This window comes from Lutimaribacter degradans (assembly GCF_023703375.1).
Lineage (GTDB): Bacteria > Pseudomonadota > Alphaproteobacteria > Rhodobacterales > Rhodobacteraceae > Lutimaribacter > Lutimaribacter degradans.
Genome location: NZ_JAMQGO010000021.1, coordinates 1 through 15,632 on the forward strand (window position 1 = coordinate 1; position 15,632 = coordinate 15,632).

The 15,632-nt window shown below is 62.7% G+C and carries 14 protein-coding genes, 1 tRNA gene and 1 pseudogene; 5 read left to right on the forward strand and 11 right to left on the reverse strand.

Annotated features, from left to right (window positions below; translation table 11 throughout):
* Positions 1–614: 614 nt before the first annotated feature.
* Positions 615–704, reverse strand: a tRNA-Ser gene (locus M8744_RS17235).
* Between the two features lie 196 nt (positions 705–900).
* Here M8744_RS17235 and M8744_RS17240 point away from each other — a divergent pair.
* Entirely contained in the window at positions 901–3,087 is a 2,187-nt protein-coding gene (locus M8744_RS17240; RefSeq protein WP_251419995.1) for a YjbH domain-containing protein, read from the forward strand.
* Between the two features lie 35 nt (positions 3,088–3,122).
* The gene (locus tag M8744_RS17245) at positions 3,123–3,761 is read left to right on the forward strand and encodes a YjbF family lipoprotein (protein ID WP_251419996.1); all 639 of its coding nucleotides are present in this window, start codon (positions 3,123–3,125) and stop codon (positions 3,759–3,761) included.
* Positions 3,762–3,844: 83 nt separating this feature from the next.
* On the opposite strand, the gene M8744_RS17250 is transcribed toward M8744_RS17245, so the two are convergent.
* Together M8744_RS17250 and ychF are read right to left on the reverse strand one after the other, a co-directional pair.
* Positions 3,845–4,069 carry a hypothetical protein gene (locus M8744_RS17250; RefSeq protein ID WP_251419997.1) on the reverse strand — a complete coding sequence of 75 codons (225 nt, stop codon included), beginning with the start codon at positions 4,067–4,069 and terminating at the stop codon, positions 3,845–3,847.
* Between the two features lie 175 nt (positions 4,070–4,244).
* Positions 4,245–5,342: a redox-regulated ATPase YchF gene (ychF, locus tag M8744_RS17255; protein ID WP_251419998.1), complete on the reverse strand. Its 1,098-nt coding sequence runs from the start codon at positions 5,340–5,342 to the stop codon at positions 4,245–4,247.
* 147 nt (positions 5,343–5,489) lie between these two features.
* Between ychF and trpA the strand changes: the two genes are divergently transcribed.
* Positions 5,490–6,281, forward strand: coding sequence for a tryptophan synthase subunit alpha (trpA, locus tag M8744_RS17260; protein WP_251419999.1), 792 nt, complete (start codon positions 5,490–5,492; stop codon positions 6,279–6,281).
* Positions 6,282–6,397: 116 nt separating this feature from the next.
* On the opposite strand, the gene argC is transcribed toward trpA, so the two are convergent.
* The 3 genes from argC to M8744_RS17275 all read right to left on the reverse strand — a co-directional run bounded on the left by argC (position 6,398) and on the right by M8744_RS17275 (position 8,693).
* Complete coding sequence (argC, locus tag M8744_RS17265) at positions 6,398–7,321, reverse strand: N-acetyl-gamma-glutamyl-phosphate reductase (RefSeq protein WP_251420000.1); 924 nt, start codon at positions 7,319–7,321, stop codon at positions 6,398–6,400.
* A 74-nt stretch (positions 7,322–7,395) separates the two neighbouring features.
* Entirely contained in the window at positions 7,396–8,169 is a 774-nt protein-coding gene (locus M8744_RS17270) for a ZIP family metal transporter (protein ID WP_251420001.1), read from the reverse strand.
* Positions 8,169–8,693 carry a MaoC family dehydratase gene (locus M8744_RS17275; RefSeq protein ID WP_251420002.1) on the reverse strand — a complete coding sequence of 175 codons (525 nt, stop codon included), beginning with the start codon at positions 8,691–8,693 and terminating at the stop codon, positions 8,169–8,171. Before M8744_RS17275 ends, M8744_RS17270 begins: the two co-directional genes overlap by 1 nt.
* Positions 8,694–8,738: 45 nt before the next feature.
* On the opposite strand from M8744_RS17275, the gene M8744_RS17280 reads away from it, so the two are divergent.
* The gene (locus M8744_RS17280) at positions 8,739–9,905 is read left to right on the forward strand and encodes an alpha-hydroxy acid oxidase (protein ID WP_251420003.1); all 1,167 of its coding nucleotides are present in this window, start codon (positions 8,739–8,741) and stop codon (positions 9,903–9,905) included.
* 19 nt (positions 9,906–9,924) lie between these two features.
* On the opposite strand, the gene M8744_RS17285 is transcribed toward M8744_RS17280, so the two are convergent.
* The 4 genes from M8744_RS17285 to M8744_RS17300 all read right to left on the reverse strand — a co-directional run bounded on the left by M8744_RS17285 (position 9,925) and on the right by M8744_RS17300 (position 14,562).
* Positions 9,925–10,881 carry a calcium/sodium antiporter gene (locus M8744_RS17285; RefSeq protein WP_251420004.1) on the reverse strand — a complete coding sequence of 319 codons (957 nt, stop codon included), beginning with the start codon at positions 10,879–10,881 and terminating at the stop codon, positions 9,925–9,927.
* A gap of 144 nt (positions 10,882–11,025) precedes the next feature.
* Complete coding sequence (locus tag M8744_RS17290) at positions 11,026–12,396, reverse strand: aspartate aminotransferase family protein (RefSeq protein ID WP_251420005.1); 1,371 nt, start codon at positions 12,394–12,396, stop codon at positions 11,026–11,028.
* 78 nt (positions 12,397–12,474) lie between these two features.
* Positions 12,475–13,959 carry an NAD-dependent succinate-semialdehyde dehydrogenase gene (locus M8744_RS17295; protein ID WP_251420006.1) on the reverse strand — a complete coding sequence of 495 codons (1,485 nt, stop codon included), beginning with the start codon at positions 13,957–13,959 and terminating at the stop codon, positions 12,475–12,477.
* A gap of 117 nt (positions 13,960–14,076) precedes the next feature.
* Positions 14,077–14,562 (reverse strand): Lrp/AsnC family transcriptional regulator, encoded by a 486-nt coding sequence (locus M8744_RS17300; RefSeq protein WP_251420007.1) that lies wholly within the window; start codon positions 14,560–14,562, stop codon positions 14,077–14,079.
* A 98-nt stretch (positions 14,563–14,660) separates the two neighbouring features.
* On the opposite strand from M8744_RS17300, the gene M8744_RS17305 reads away from it, so the two are divergent.
* Positions 14,661–15,287 carry a sulfotransferase family protein gene (locus tag M8744_RS17305; protein ID WP_251420008.1) on the forward strand — a complete coding sequence of 209 codons (627 nt, stop codon included), beginning with the start codon at positions 14,661–14,663 and terminating at the stop codon, positions 15,285–15,287.
* A 259-nt stretch (positions 15,288–15,546) separates the two neighbouring features.
* Here the strand turns inward: M8744_RS17305 and M8744_RS17310 are convergent.
* A pseudogene (locus tag M8744_RS17310) lies at positions 15,547–15,632 on the reverse strand (IS5/IS1182 family transposase); the annotation flags it as partial.

The following is a 15,632-nucleotide window of genomic DNA, read 5'->3' on the forward strand; positions in this document are numbered from 1 at the left end:
GGCGTCGGTCAACCAGAAGAGATCAGACATGTTCACCGCTCGTTTTTCGAACCGTGAATCACGCCGCCTCGCAGAAATCAATGGGTCCTGACCCTAGATCGACGTTAACGCCCATACCAACCTATTCAAGCGTTTGATCGGCGAAGCCCGCGACCGGCGCGAGGTTTGTCTTCGCAGAAATTCAAAACCTATCATGCGAGTTAAATCGAAGGCCCCGCCTCACGCGGACAACTACACTAGTGCAAAAGTCGTGCCAACTTCCGGCAGATCCACACATGAGGAAACATTGTTCGATTGGTCGCCCAAAGCAGCGAAGTCAGGCTAACTCAGGTTCCTACACTGAACCCGCAACACCCAAACAACATGAAAATCAAACCACTTGAAACCATATGATGACAATTTCTTATTCATCGAACGCCGATTGAAATAAAGCATTTGAGTGCTCCAAAAAACGTCGCGTCGTTGGGCGACCTGTGCGATACAACACAACCAGAGAATCTTCTAAGACACCTAGGTTCTCGGACTCAATATCTTGCCAAGCGTTTTTTCTGTGTGGGATTTTATGTGGGATCGCCTTACGTGAAGATATTTTCTTCATAAAAATTAAGGCCTAATGGCGGAGACGATGGGATTCGAACCCACGAGACCCTTCCGGGCCTACTCCCTTAGCAGGGGAGCGCCTTCGACCACTCGGCCACGTCTCCGCCGACGGGTTTATCCATCGTGCCCGGCAGGGACAAGGAGAAATTTTCATAACCGTGCATGCGAGGCGCCGCGCGGGAATGTGGCAAAACTCACGCGCCTGAAGATCGGCGCCGCAAGCATTGGCGTGGCCAATAGACAGGGCGTGCGAATTATCCTAGTCATGAGGCAACCGAACTTTAACGGACAGCAATGTAAATGGCCTTTCCCTTTCTTAAAGCCACCTCTCGCGCGGACCGGGCGGCAGCAGGGGGGCGGCGTTGGTTTGCGGTCTTGGCCTCGCTTTGCGTCGCGCCAACAGCACTGGCCGGTGATACGACCGAGATGCGCCCGACCTATGGCACCTTCGGCACACCGTCGCTGATCGACATGCCCACGGCCGAAAGCGCGCCCGACGCCGAGTTGGCAACAACGGTTTCCAATTTTGCCGGCACCACCCGAACGACACTGAGCTTTCAGATCACGCCAAGGCTGAGCGGCAGCTTCCGCTATTCCGCGATCGATGGCCTGCTGGTGCCCGGCTATAACGTCGATGGCAGCTACAACCCGCTGGTGCCCCTGCCCGCCGGCGTGAACCCGAACACCTATTATGACCGCAGCTTTGATTTGCGTTTCCGTCTCGTCGACGAAACCCGCTATCGGCCTGCCGTCGCAATCGGCCTGCAGGATTTCATCGGCACGGGGCTGTATGGCGGCGAGTATGTCGTGGCCACCAAATCACTGTCCCCGCGCCTGCGTGTGACCGCGGGCTTGGGCTGGGGGCGGCTGGGCAGCCACAACAGCATAGGCAGCTTGGGCAACCGACCCGTCAACGTGATTGGCGAAGGCGGCAAACCAACCTTTGATCAATGGTTTCGTGGCGATGTCGCCCCCTTCGGTGGCATTGCCTGGTCGCCGACCGACAAGTTGACGTTAAAGGCAGAATATTCATCGGACGCTTATACCGATGAGGTTCGCAGCGGGATACTGGATCGCAAATCGTCCTGGAACTTCGGCGTCGATTACATGGTATCGCGCAACCTGCAGCTTTCGGTCTACTCGCTTTATGGCAGCGAAGTGGGTGCTTCGTTCACCTTCTTTAACGATGTCCGCAAATCCACTGTTCCCGGGGGCTCTGAAAAGGCGCCGCTGCCCGTGCGCCCCCGCACCGAGGCCGACATGCGCGACCTTGGCTGGACGACCGACCCGCAGGCCCCCGCCAGTATTCGCAGCCGTTTGAAATCGGGCTTGGAGACGGCCGGCCTGACCTACGAGGGGCTGACGCTTGATGCGCGAACCGCCACCTTGCGCCTGGTCAATACGCGTTACAACAACGAACCGCAGGCATTGGGACGTGCAGCCCGGGTGATGTCGCGCATCTTGCCCGGTTCGATCGAAACGTTCCGCATCGTGCCCATGGTCAACGGCATGCCCATAAGCGCGGTCACGTTTCAACGCAGCGACCTTGAACGCCTAGAGCACGAATCCGCGGATGAATTGCTGGCACGCACCCAGGTGACAGACGGTTACCGGCTGTCTCCGCCGGCCGAAGCCGATGCCTATCCGAAATTGCTTTGGTCGCTTGGCCCTTATTATCGGTTGTCGCTGTTCGACCCTGACCAGCCGCTTCGGGGTGATTTCGGTTCTCGCCTGCAAGCCACCTACAAGTTGCGGCCCAATATCGAGATATCCGGCTCGCTGACCAAGAAACTCTTCGGAAACCTTGATGAAGCCACGCGCGTTGTTCCGTCCAAGCTGCCGCGTGTCCGCACCGATTCTTACCAGTATTCCAAGCAAGGCGACCCCGCGCTGGAACATCTTACAATCAGCGGGTTTGGTCGACCCGGGCCCAACTTGTATAGCCGCGTCACCCTTGGTTACCTGGAGAAAATGTACGGCGGCATCTCGGGTGAATTGCTGTGGAAACCCACTGACAGCCGCCTGGGTCTGGGTGCAGAACTGAACTGGGTAAAACAGCGGGATTTCAACCAGCGTTTCGGTTTCAGGGATTACGACACCGTCACCGGGCATCTTTCGGCCTATTACGATTTCGGCAACGGGTTCCACGGGCAACTGGACGTGGGCAGGTACCTTGCGGGTGACAAGGGCGCGACCATAGCGCTGGACCGTGAATTCGCCAATGGATGGCGCGTGGGGGCCTACGCCACGTTTACCGATGTGCCCTTTGACGATTTTGGCGAAGGCTCATTCGACAAGGGGCTTCGCATAACCGTCCCCGTGCAAACCTTGCTGGGCCAGCCCACCAGGACCGAATCGACCGTCTTGGTGCAGCCGTTGACACGCGACGGCGGGGCGCGGCTCAACTTGAAAGATCGCCTGTATCCACGGGTGCGTGATTATCACCGGCCGGACCTGGCACGGGAATGGGGGCGCGTATGGCGATAAGCTTGCGACATAAGGGAAAACTGCGGCTGGGTGCAGTGCTTACAAGCATCACGTTGGCCGCGGCCTGCGGCAACGACCCCCTGACGCGCAATCCGGGTTTGGAGTTGGTCCGCGAGATTGCCAACAATCGCTCGAACGAGACTCAGGCACCGCCTTCCGAGGAACTGATAGCGCAGGCTCTCTCGGAAACCGAAGGACCGCTTGAGCTGGTCATGCGCGAGCAGAACAAGGCGTGGGTCTTCATGCTCAAACTCGAAGAAAACCGCGGTCATGAAACCTTTGGCAGCGCCTTTCGGCAGACGGCCACGATGCGCAACGGCATCCTGACAGCGACGCGCGGCTTCGGCGGTGATTTGATGTCATCCGATATATCCGGCGTCATGCCGTTTATTTCCGGGCGCAAGGCCGGTGAAGGCATACGGATCATGCGCATCATCGGCGATGAAGACAAGACACGCGAATTGCGCCTGTCCTGCAAGATAACGCCGGGCAAGACCATGCCGGTGAAAAGCGGGGCGGTGAACACCACGGCGCAAACGGTTACGGAAAACTGCCAGGGCGAAGGCTATGACATCACGAACACATACGTTGTGGATGGCAACGGCCGCTCGCTTGGCGCGAAACAGTGGGTTAGCCCGCTGAACGGGTATTTCCTGACCCAGACCTTGCGGTAAGGCGCCGGCGTATCAGTCCGGTATCCAGAAACGAAAAAGGCGCGGGACCAGCCCGCGCCTTTTGTATTTTTTGCGATCCGAGATCAGCTGCCGGGGGTCGACCCGGTGGAATCCGAGCTGCCGGCAATTGCAACGGTCGCCAGCAGGATCGTGCCGATAGCAATACCCGTAGCTGCGCCACCTGCCAGCAGGGCTCCGCCGCCCTGAGTGGACACAAAGGGATCATCCGAAGTCTTCTGATCCGCCATCGCCGGAGCGGCCGAAGCCAGCGCCATTGCGGCAGCGGCTGCGATCGTAAACTTTTTCATAGTGTCTCTCCAAACTTGAAAAACTGACGCGGTACGTCCGAGTCCAACTCTAATATGCACATCTCGGCTGATTTGAAAACATTTGTCTCCCAAGAGATCAGTCGAAATCCCGCAAAAACCCGGGAAACGTGTCAATTATGCACTTTTTTGCCAAGAAACCCGGCACTCTTGCTGCCTAGGTGTTGAACAGGAAATGCAATACGTCACCGTCCTTGACGATATATGCTTTGCCCTCGGCGCGCATTTTCCCGGCCTCCTTCGCCCCCTGTTCGCCGCCGCAAGCGACGAAATCGTCATAGGCGATGGTTTCGGCACGGATGAACCCTTTTTCGAAATCACCGTGAATCACACCGGCGGCCTGCGGGGCGGCTGTGCCTTGCCGGATGGTCCAGGCACGGGCCTCTTTCGGGCCGACGGTGAAATAGGTTTCCAAGTGCAGCAACTCGTATCCAGCGCGGATCAGGCGATCCAGCCCCGGTTCTTCCAGGCCCATCTCGCTCAGGAACATTTCGGCTTCCTCGGGGTCCAACTGGCTGATCTCTTCCTCGATCCGTGCCGAGATGATGACGTGGCTGTTGCCCTCAGACGCGGCCATTTGGGCCACTTTCGCGGAATGCGCATTGCCATTGGCGGCGTCTTCTTCTGACACGTTGCAGACGTAAAGCACCGGTTTGGTCGTCAGAAGTTGCAGCATTTTCCACGCCTTGGCATCTTCGACATCGACCTCGACCACGCGGGCAGGCTGGCCGTTTTCCAGCACGGCCTGCGCGCTGGCCAACAGGCGATCTTGCTGCTGCGCTTCCTTGTCATTGCCCTTCAGCTTGCGCACCAGCCCCGCGCGGCGTTTCTCGATCGACTCCAGGTCGGCCAGCATCAGTTCGGTCTCGATCACCTCGGCATCGGCCACAGGATCTACCCGGCCTTCCACATGGGTCACGTCGCCATCCTCGAAACAGCGCAACACGTGGGCGATGGCGTCAACTTCGCGGATATTGGCCAGGAACTGGTTGCCCAGCCCCTCGCCCTTGCTTGCGCCCTTAACCAGCCCGGCGATGTCCACGAATGTCATGCGGGTGGGGATGATACTGGCCGATTTCGCGATTTCGGCCAGCTTTTCCAGCCGCGCATCCGGCACGTTCACCTCGCCCACGTTGGGCTCGATCGTGCAGAACGGGAAATTGGCCGCCTGCGCTGCGGCGGTTTTGGTCAGCGCGTTGAACAGGGTCGATTTGCCCACGTTGGGCAGACCCACGATCCCCATCTTGAACCCCATTGCGGCCTCCTTGGTGCGATGTTGCCGCGCTTCTAGTGCGCGCGGGTCACGGGCGCAAGGCAATGCAGGTGCAGCCGGCGTGCGGGGCATTGATTTTCCCGCGCGCACGCGGCACATGGGATCGGACGAACGAAAAGGACGCGCCCCATGACCAGGATCGACGATAAATTCGCCACGCTGCGCGCCGAGGGGCGCAAGGCTTTTGTCGCCTATATCATGGCGGGTGACCCGGATTACGACCGCTCGCTTGAAATCATGAAGGGCCTGCCGGGCGCCGGTGTCGACGTGATCGAACTGGGCATGCCCTTCACCGACCCGATGGCCGATGGCCCGACGATCCAGTTGGCAGGCCAGCGCGCGTTGGCGGGTGGGCAGACCCTGCAAAAGACTCTGGACATGGTGACGGAGTTCCGCAAGGGCGACACGGAAACGCCCATCGTCCTGATGGGGTATTACAACCCGATCTACTCACGCGGGGTCGACACCTTCCTGGCAGATGCCACCAAGGCCGGGATCGACGGGCTGATCGTCGTCGACCTGCCCCCAGAAGAGGATGACGAGCTGTGCATACCCGCGGCGAGGGCGGGGATCAATTTCATCCGCCTGGCAACCCCGACCACCGATGACAAGCGTCTGCCCAAGGTTTTGGAAAACACCAGCGGCTTTGTCTATTACGTGTCGATCACCGGAATCACCGGCGCGGCCGAGGCGCAGGCCGACACCGTCGCGCCCGAGGTGGCACGTATCAAGTCACAGACAGATCTGCCTGTTATCGTTGGTTTCGGCATCAAATCGCCTGACACCGCGCAGGCGATTGCGGGCGTGGCCGATGGCTGCGTGGTGGGCTCTGCCATCGTAAGCGAGATCGCCAGCGGCAAGCCTGTTGCCCAGATCCTGGACATCGTGCGTGGGCTGGCAGAGGGTGCCCATCGCGCCTGAAATATATTTGAAGCTTCGCTAAATATGCAAAAACCGCGCGGTTCCAGGTGGGGACCGCGCGGTTTTATTGATGCGTTACAGGAAGGTCAAAACGGGCCGACCCAGGGGCGTGACGATCATCCGGTCAGGCCCGCGCCCTCGTCGGTGCCCAGCATGATGTTGAGGTTCTGCACCGCCGCACCCGAGGCGCCTTTGCCCAGGTTGTCGAGCGTTGCCAGCAACACCACGCGGTCGCCCTGCTCGCTGGGAAACACGGTCAGTTCCATCCGGTTGGTGCCGTTCAGGCGCTGCGGATCGACGCGGGGGCCGATTTCGCCGGGCGCGACCACCTGCACAAAGCGTTGGCCGGCGTAGTGATCTTTCAGGCAGGTTTCCAACTCCGCCACCGTCTGGCCTTCGGGCAGATGCAGCGGAATCTGCACGATCATGCCCTGGGCATATTTTCCGACCGAGGGCACGAAGACCGGCGTGCGGGCCAACCCGGCGCTGCGCACGATTTCGGGGATATGCTTGTGCTTGTGTTCCAACCCGTAGACGAAATGATCGGGCGCGGTCCCGGCCTCGTATTCGGCGATCAGCGCCTTGCCACCGCCGGTGTAGCCTGACACCGCGTTGATCGTGACAGACGCACCCGCCGAAAGCAGCCCGGCGGAAACCAGCGGGTAAAGCAACGCGATCGCGCCGGTAGAATAACAGCCGGGGTTCGACACGTATTGCGCCTGCGCGATCCGGTCGCGCTGCGCGGCATCGAGCTCGACAAAGCCGAAGGCCCAGTCGGGATTCACGCGATGCGCGGTCGAGGCGTCGATGATCCGGGTGCCGTGGGGCCGGGCCAGGTCAACCGCCTCGCGCGCGGCATCGTCGGGCAGGCACAGGATGGCCACGTCGGCCTGCGCAAAGGCGTCGCCCCGCGCGTCTGCATCCTTGCGCAGATCATGGGGCAGCTGCACCAGCGTGATGTCATCGCGCGCGACCAGGCGCTCTCGGATCTGCAGACCCGTTGTTCCCGCCTCGCCATCGATGAACACTTTCCACGCCATTGCGGCCTCCTGTCTATGAAAGTCGCGCCCGCAATACGCGCCCCGGCGGGTTCGCGCAAGCGGTCAGGCCGGTTTCAACCCAGGATCACGTCAAGCAACATCATCAGGATCAGCCCCACGATCAGCCCGGTGGTCGCACGGTTCTGGTGGCCGTGGCGGTGGGTTTCGGGGATGATCTCATGGCTGATGATATACAGCATCGCACCTGCGGCAAATGTCAGCCCCAAGGGCAGGACATAGACAGACAGATGCACCAGCGCGACGCCCAGAAGCCCGCCCACCGGCTCGACCAGCCCGGTCAGAAGCGCGATGACGAACGCGCGCGGCTTGGAATAGCCCTGCCCGCGCAACGCCAGCGCCACGGCCAGCCCCTCGGGTGCGTTTTGCAGGCCGATGCCGGTGGCCAGGCTGATTCCGTTGGTGACATTGCCACCGCCAAACCCGATTCCCACGGCCATGCCTTCGGGGAAATTGTGAATGGTAATGGCGATGATGAACAACCAGATCTTGGGCATCGCGCCGGGGTCGGCGCCTTCGCGGCCGATGACGAAATGTTCGTGCGGCAGGTTGCGGTTGAGCCAGGCCACCAAGCCCGCGCCCAGCGCGATGCCAAGCGCCGCGAGGAAAGCCGCCGCCGGGGTTGTGCCATAGACTGCCTCACCCGCCTCGATCCCCGGCAGGATCAGCGAAAAGAAGCTGGCCGAGATCATGACGCCCGCGGCAAACCCCAGCATCATGTCGTTTGTCCGGCGCGATACCTGCTTGCCGAACAGTACCGGAATCGCGCCCACCCCCGTCATCAGCCCCGCGCCCAGGCTGGCGATGGTGCCGATCAGGATGATGCTCATCAAACGGGCTTTCGTTTCAGGATATGGGTGGCGGCATAGGTCATCACCACGTCGCCAGACTGGTTCAGCACGTCATACCGGATTTCCGTCCGGCCCCGGTCGGCGCGCGATTTCGAGGGTGTCGCGGCCACGACCTCGGCGCGAACACGCAACGTGTCGCCGGGGCGCACCGGGTGGCGCCACTGGATGTCGCGCATGCCGGGCGAGCCCATCGACGCCTCGTTCCAGACATCGGCCGCAAGGACAAGGTTAAAGGCAACCAGCATGGTATGAAAGCCGCTGGCGATGATCCCGCCATAAATGGATTGCGCCGCGGCAGGCGCGTCGATGTGGAAGGGCTGCGCGTCGTATTGACGGGCAAAGGTAATGATCTCGTCCTCGGTCAGGGTGGCCTGGCCTGTTTCGAACACGTATCCCACCGGCAGATCGTCGAAATACATGGGCGTCTCCTTTTGCGCTTCACCATAGGCACGGGGCGGGCCGCGTCCATCCCCCGAGGCATCAAAGCCAATTGCGGAAAACATGCGCGATTGGTAAGCAAACCTCACCAAAACCGCAAGGAGTGTGCCATGACCGTCATCACCTGCATTGATGATCTTAAACAGATCTACCGGCGGCGCACACCGCGCATGTTCTACGACTACTGCGAATCCGGCAGTTGGACGGAACAGACATTTCGCGAGAATACCACCGATTTCGACAAGCTGCGCCTGCGGCAACGCGTTGCGGTGGACATGTCGGGCCGGTCGACGGCCAGCCAGATGATCGGGCAGGACGTGGCGATGCCCGTGGCGCTGGCACCTGTCGGGCTGACCGGGATGCAGCACGCCGATGGCGAGATCAAGGCCGCCCGCGCCGCCGAGAAATTCGGCGTGCCCTTCACGCTGTCCACGATGTCCATCAACTCGATCGAGGATGTGGCCGCCCAGACCAGCGCACCCTTCTGGTTCCAGCTTTACACGATGAAAGATCAGGGGTTCGTGTCGTCGCTGATCCAGCGGGCAAAGGATGCCAAGTGTTCGGCACTGGTGATCACGCTGGATTTGCAGATCTTGGGCCAGCGCCACAAGGATTTGAAAAACGGCCTGTCGGCCCCGCCCAAGCTGACGTTGTCGACCATGGCCGACCTGGCGACAAAGTGGCGCTGGGGAATCGAGATGCTGAGCGCCAAGCGCCGCCATTTCGGCAATATCGTCGGGCACGCGGCCGGTGTCAGCGATGCCGCCAACCTGGGCGCCTGGACGGCCGAGCAGTTCGACCCGACGCTGGACTGGGACAAGATCGCCAGGATCAAGGAAGAGTGGGGCGGCAAGGTGATCCTGAAGGGAATAATGGAACCCGAGGATGCCGAGATGGCCTTGCAGGTCGGCGCGGATGCGCTTGTCGTATCGAACCATGGCGGGCGGCAGCTTGATGGCGCGCTGAGTTCGATCCGCGCGCTGCCCGCCATCCTGGACGCGGTCGGAGACAGGACCGAGGTGCATATCGACAGCGGCATCCGGTCGGGGCAGGACGTGCTCAAGGCGCTCGCGATGGGTGCCAAGGGCACCTATGTCGGGCGGGCCTTCGTCTACGGGCTTGGCGCGATGGGCCAGCAGGGCGTGACAAAGGCGCTGGAGGTCATCCACAAGGAACTGGACGTGTCCATGGCCCTGTGCGGGCGGCGCCGCATCGACGAGCTGGGCCGCGACATCCTGAAGATTCCCGCCGATTTCGAAGGCCGCTGGGCCGAGTGACGCAGGGCGCGCGCGGGGCTTATGCCCCGCCCCGCAGCGCCATGGCCGCGATATAGGCCACGTAAAGCGCCAGCAGCACCGCGCCCTCGGCACGCCTGATCCGCCAGCCGGTCACGGCAACGCCGATCAGGGCCAGGGTGGCGGCCAGCATCACCCACACGTCGACCGCCGCTATGCCCGCGGGCACGCGCAACGGGTGCAACAGCGCGGTTGCGCCCAGAATACCCAGCAGGTTGAAGATGTTCGAGCCGACGACATTGCCGAAGGCGACAGCCCCCTGCCGACGCAGCGCCGCCATGACCGATGTGGCCAGCTCCGGCAGCGAGGTGCCCACCGCCACCAGCGTCAGGCCGATCACCGCCTCGGGCACTTGCCAGCCGCGCGCCAGCGTCATCGCCGCGCCCACCAGCAGGTGTGCCCCCCAGACAGTGGCCGCAATGCCGCCCACCACCAGCAAAAGCGCGACCGCGGGATGGCGCGGCCTTGGCAGCACGGCATCTGTATCCTGGGGCGCGAGGACGGCCTGCGCGGTGTTGCGGCGATCCGAGACATAGGCCCAGACCAGGTAGGCCGCCATGCCCACCAGCAGCCCCGCCCCGGCCCCGCGGCCGATCACCCCGACCTGCGCCAGCCCCAGCCCCACCAGCGTTGCCGCGAGTAGCCAGACCGCGTCGCGCCGGAATTCGCCCCGCGCCACCGAGATCGGCGCGATCAACGCCGCCAACCCCAGGATCAGCCCGATATTGGCGATGTTCGAGCCCACCACGTTGCCCAGCGCGATACCGGGCGCCCCCGCAAGCGCGGCATTGATCGAGGTGACAAGCTCGGGCGTCGAGGTGCCGAAGCCGACGATGGTCAGGCCGATCAGCAAGGGCGACAGGCCCAGACGCGCGGCCAGCGCCACGGCGCCCCGCACCAGCAGGTCACCGCCCAGCAGAAGAAGTACCAGCCCGGCGGCAAGTTCAAGATAGGTCATGGGAATTCACGTATCGGCAGGTTGCATGGCTCGGGGGCGACATCGCGGGTGGCCGACATACCCGCCAGAGGGGCCCGGCCCCGGTCGCGTGAATATCGGTATGCGGCGCGCGGGTTCCAAGCCCACGCACCACATTTTTCGCCATCAGCCCAGCACGGCCTGTACGGCCTTGGCGGTCTTGCCCACGACCTCGTCGGCCTCTTCCCGCGTCAGGCAGAACGGGGGCGCGAAACCCAGGATATCGCCTTGCGGCATGGCGCGGGCGATCACGCCCTGCTCCAGCAGGGCCGCCGCGATTTGCGGGCCGACCTTGTCGGAGGCATCGAAGAACTGCCGCCCGTCGCGCTGCTTCACGAACTCGACCGCGCACAGCATGCCTTCGCCGCGAATGTCGCCGACATTGGCATGATCACCCAGCGCATCGGCCATCGCCTTGTTCAGGTATCCGCCGACCTCGTGGTTATTGGTGATCAGGTTCAGGTCATCCAGCAGCTTGAGGTTCGCAACACCCGCCGCCGCGCCGATGGGGTGGGCCGAATAGGTCCAGCCATGACCGATGGGGCCGTTTTCATCGGTGCCCTGTTCCAACACCTGCCAGACCTTGTCTGACACGATCGAGCCCGACAGCGGCGCATAGGCGCTGGTCAGCCCCTTGGCGATGGTGATGATGTCGGGGCGCATACCGTAGTGATCGCTGCCGAACATGGAGCCCAGGCGGCCAAAGCCGGTCACGACCTCATCCGCGATCAGCAGGATGTCGTGACGGTCCAGCACCTGCTGGATCGCCTCCCAGTAGCCAGCGGGCGGAGGTACGATGCCACCTGTGCCCAGCACAGGCTCGCCGATGAAGGCAGCGATGGTGTCGGCACCCTCGCGCTCGATCAGTTCCTCGAGCGAGGCGACGCATTGCGCGACGAACTGCTCTTCGGTCTGGTCGAGGTCATCGCGGCGGAAATAATACGGCGCGTCGGTGTGCACCACCTGCGCCAGCGGCAGGTCGAACTTCTTGTGGAACAGCTCCAACCCGGTCAGCGAGCCGGTCACCAGCCCCGAGCCGTGATAGCCGCGCCAACGGCTGATGATCTTTTTCTTTTCCGGCCGACCAAGGATGTTGTTGTAGTACCAGATCAGCTTGACGTTGGTTTCGTTCGCGTCCGAGCCGCCCAGGCCGAAATACACCTTTGACATGTTGTCGGGCGCGCGGTCCAGGATCATCTTGGCCAGCGTGATCGACGCCTCGGTGCCATGCCCGACATAGGCGTGGTAATAGGCCAGCTCATGCGCCTGTTCGGCGATGGCATCGGCAATCTCGGTACGGCCATAGCCCACGTTCACGCAGTAGAGCCCGGCAAAGGCATCCAGCAGGCGGGTGCCCTCGCGGTCGGTGATGTGGCAACCCTGCCCACCCGTGATGACGCGATTGGGCGCCTCGCCCCGGGCGAACTGGCCCAGATGCGTCGAGGGGTGGAAAAAGTTGTCACGATCCCATTGGTCGAGTTGGTCGTTCTTCAGCATGGTCTTCCTTTCGGTTGTTCAGGGGGAGGAATTTTCCCCGAAAATTCCTCCCCGAAATATTTGAAGTATTTCGGGCGTTTACGCCCAGTCGCGGCAGACGTACTTGATCTCGGTGAACTCTTCGAGCCCCTGGCGGGCGCCTTCGCGGCCCAGGCCCGATTGCTTCATCCCGCCAAAGGGGATGGGCGCGCCGGTGACCTTGGTACGGTTCACCGCGACCATGCCGAATTGCAGCGCCCGGCTGACACGGTAGATGCGGCGCGGGTCCATCGTGTGGAGATAAGCGACGAGCCCGTACTCGGTGGCATTGGCGCGGGCGACTACCTCCTCCTCGGTATCGAAGGGCGTGATGGGCGCGACGGGGCCGAATGTCTCGTCATGCATGATCTTTGCCTCGGATGGCACATCGGCCAGCACCGTCGGCTCGTAGAACAGCGAGCCCAACGCGTGACGCTTGCCGCCGGTCAGCAGGCGGGCGCCTTTTTCCAGTGCGTCGGCAACCTGTTCCTCTTGCTTTTGAACGGCCTTTTCGTTCATCAGCGGGCCGATATCCGGGTCATCCATACCGACCCCGACGCTCAGGGCCTGCGTGGCCTTGGTGAAGCGGTCGCAGAACTCGTCATACACGGCGCGTTCAACGAAGATGCGGTTGGCGCCCAGGCAATCCTGCCCCGTCGTTGCGAATTTCGCCTTGATGGTTTCGGCAACCGCGTTGTCCAGGTCCGCGCCCTTGAACACGATCACGGGCGCATGGCCGCCCAGCTCCAGCACCAGCCGCTTCACCGTGTCCGCGGATTGGCGGTACAGCAGGCGGCCAATCTCGGTCGAGCCGGTGAAGGACAGCGCGCGCACGCGGCTGTCTTCGGTCCAGGGCTTGACCACCTCGGGCGCGTCGCCGGTGATGACGTTGAACACCCCCGCCGGCAGGCCCGCGCGCTCGGCCAGTTCGGCCAGGGCCAGCGCCGAGAACGGCGTTTCCGCGGATGGGTGCGCCACCACCGTGCAACCGGCGGCCAATGCGGCGGCGGCCTTGCGCGTCAGCATGGCGCTGGGGAAATTCCAAGGCGTGATCAGCGCGGCCACGCCCACCGGCTCGCGCCACAGCTCGACCTCGGCATCGGGCAGGTGGCTGGTGACGCCCTCGATATTGGGGCGGCGGGTTTCCTCGGCGTAGAATTCGACGAAGCTGGCGGCATAGTCGATTTCGCCACGCGCCTCGGAGATGGGTTTGCCCTGCTCCAGCACCATGATGCGGGCCAGGTCTTCCTTGTGCTGCATCATCAGGTCGTACCAGCGGCGCAGCAGCGCGGCGCGATCCTGCGGCAGGGTCACCGACCAGCCGGCAAACGCCTCTTGCGCGGCATCCACCGCCCGCGCGGATTCATCGCCCGACAGTTTCGCCACCTCGCCCAGCCAGGTGCCATCGGCGGGGTTGGTGACGGCAAAGGTTTCGCGCGCGGCATTGTCGACCCATTTGCCGCCGACATAGGAAAACTGCCGCGCCAGGCGCGGGTCGTCCAGGTCGGCCAGGGGCGATTTGGGCAGGCTGTTATGTAGGGACATTGGCGTTCCTCCTGTTCGGGGTCTGCCCGCAGGATCGCCGTTTTTCACAGGCGCCGAGACCGAATTTCACCACCTTGGCAGAAGATTCCTCTGCCCCGGCGGGATTTCAGGCCCGGTTCAGTCTGCCACGCCGAGAAGCGCCGCGAAGGGGGGCGTGGCGCTTTCCTTGACGGTCTTGGTCACGATGTAGGTGTAGTAGCGCGCCAGCCCCACCCGGCTTTCCAGCAGCGCGTCGATCAGGCGTTGATACGCGTCGATATCGGGGGCAACCACCTGCATCAGGTAATCGAACCCCCCGCCCAGCGACCAGCAGGCGGTGATTTCGTCATGCCGGGCCACGGCCTGCTCGAAGGTGCGGAAATGGGCGGCGGTGTGCCCTTCGAGTTCGGCGGCGACGAAGATGGTGACCGACGGGCCCAGCTTGCGCAGGTTGAACCGCGCGCCGTAGCCCGCGATCAGGCCCGCGCGTTCCAACTTGCGCAGCCTTTCCCAACAGGGGGTCGGCGACAGGCCGACACGGTCGGCCAGCGCGGCCTTGGTGATGCGTCCATCGGTGGCCAGCACCTGCAGGATGGCGATATCGCGAGGGTCCAGTCGTGTCATGCGCGTGGTTATAGCAGCTTGTCGCGCGGGCGTAAGGCCGCTTTGACAAGGGCGCGGCGCCGGGGCATCGTGCGCGGCACAAGGGTCAGGAGCGCCACATGCTGGTTTTCGTCGATGCCAATCTCGTCTTGTTCGCGGTGCCGAAAACGGGCTCGACCGCCTATCACCTGGCGCTGCGGGGCCAGGCCGATATCAGCCTGGCCAACAAGGCCGGGCTGAAGCATATGACCGCGCGGAAATACGACCGCGACTTCGGGCCCTACCTGGCACGGGCGCACGGGCTGACGCCCGAGCGCGTGGCGGTGATGCGCGACCCGCTGGAGCAGCTGCGCAGCTGGTATCGCTACCGGCAAGACCCCAAGCGCAAGGGCGCGGGCAACAGCGCGGCGGGGCTGTCATTCGACGCGTTCGTTTTGGCCGCGATCGACGAGAAGCCGCCCCAATTCGCGCGGGTGGGCAGCCAGTTCGCCTTTGTCACCGATGACGCGGGGCGGGTGCGCATCGACCACCTGTTCGCCTATGAAAAGCAGGCCGTTTTCCGGCGCTTCCTCGAAGATCGGCTGGGCCAGAAGATCGACACGAAAGAGCGCAACGTGTCCCCCCCCGCGCCCACGCCGATCAGCCCCGATGTCGAGGCGCGGCTGCGTGCCGCGCGGGCCGACGATTTCGCGCTGCACGACGCGATACTCGAGGCCGATGGGCACCTGGTGACGGTTCTGGACTGAGGCAGGGCGAAAGCGGCAATGCCCCGACGCGCCGGGCGGGGGCTTTGCGAAATTTTTGCCAAGCGTTTGACAGAAACCGTTCGTATAAAGTGCAGCGAATTCGGGGTGAGCGGCCAACCAAGTCTTCGACATCTTAGCTCTCAAGATAGCTTACTTAATATCGCCCAAGGCTACTCTCTCGGTGATAGACTTTGGCAACGTCGAGAATCAGAAAACGACTGCTTTGTACAGACCACCCAAAGTGGCCTAGGCTCAGGACTCATAGCCAATAAATGACGAGCGCCGCGAGTGCGATGGCGGAGAGGAAGACCTTTGGGCATCTGTCGTATCGGGTCGCCACACGTC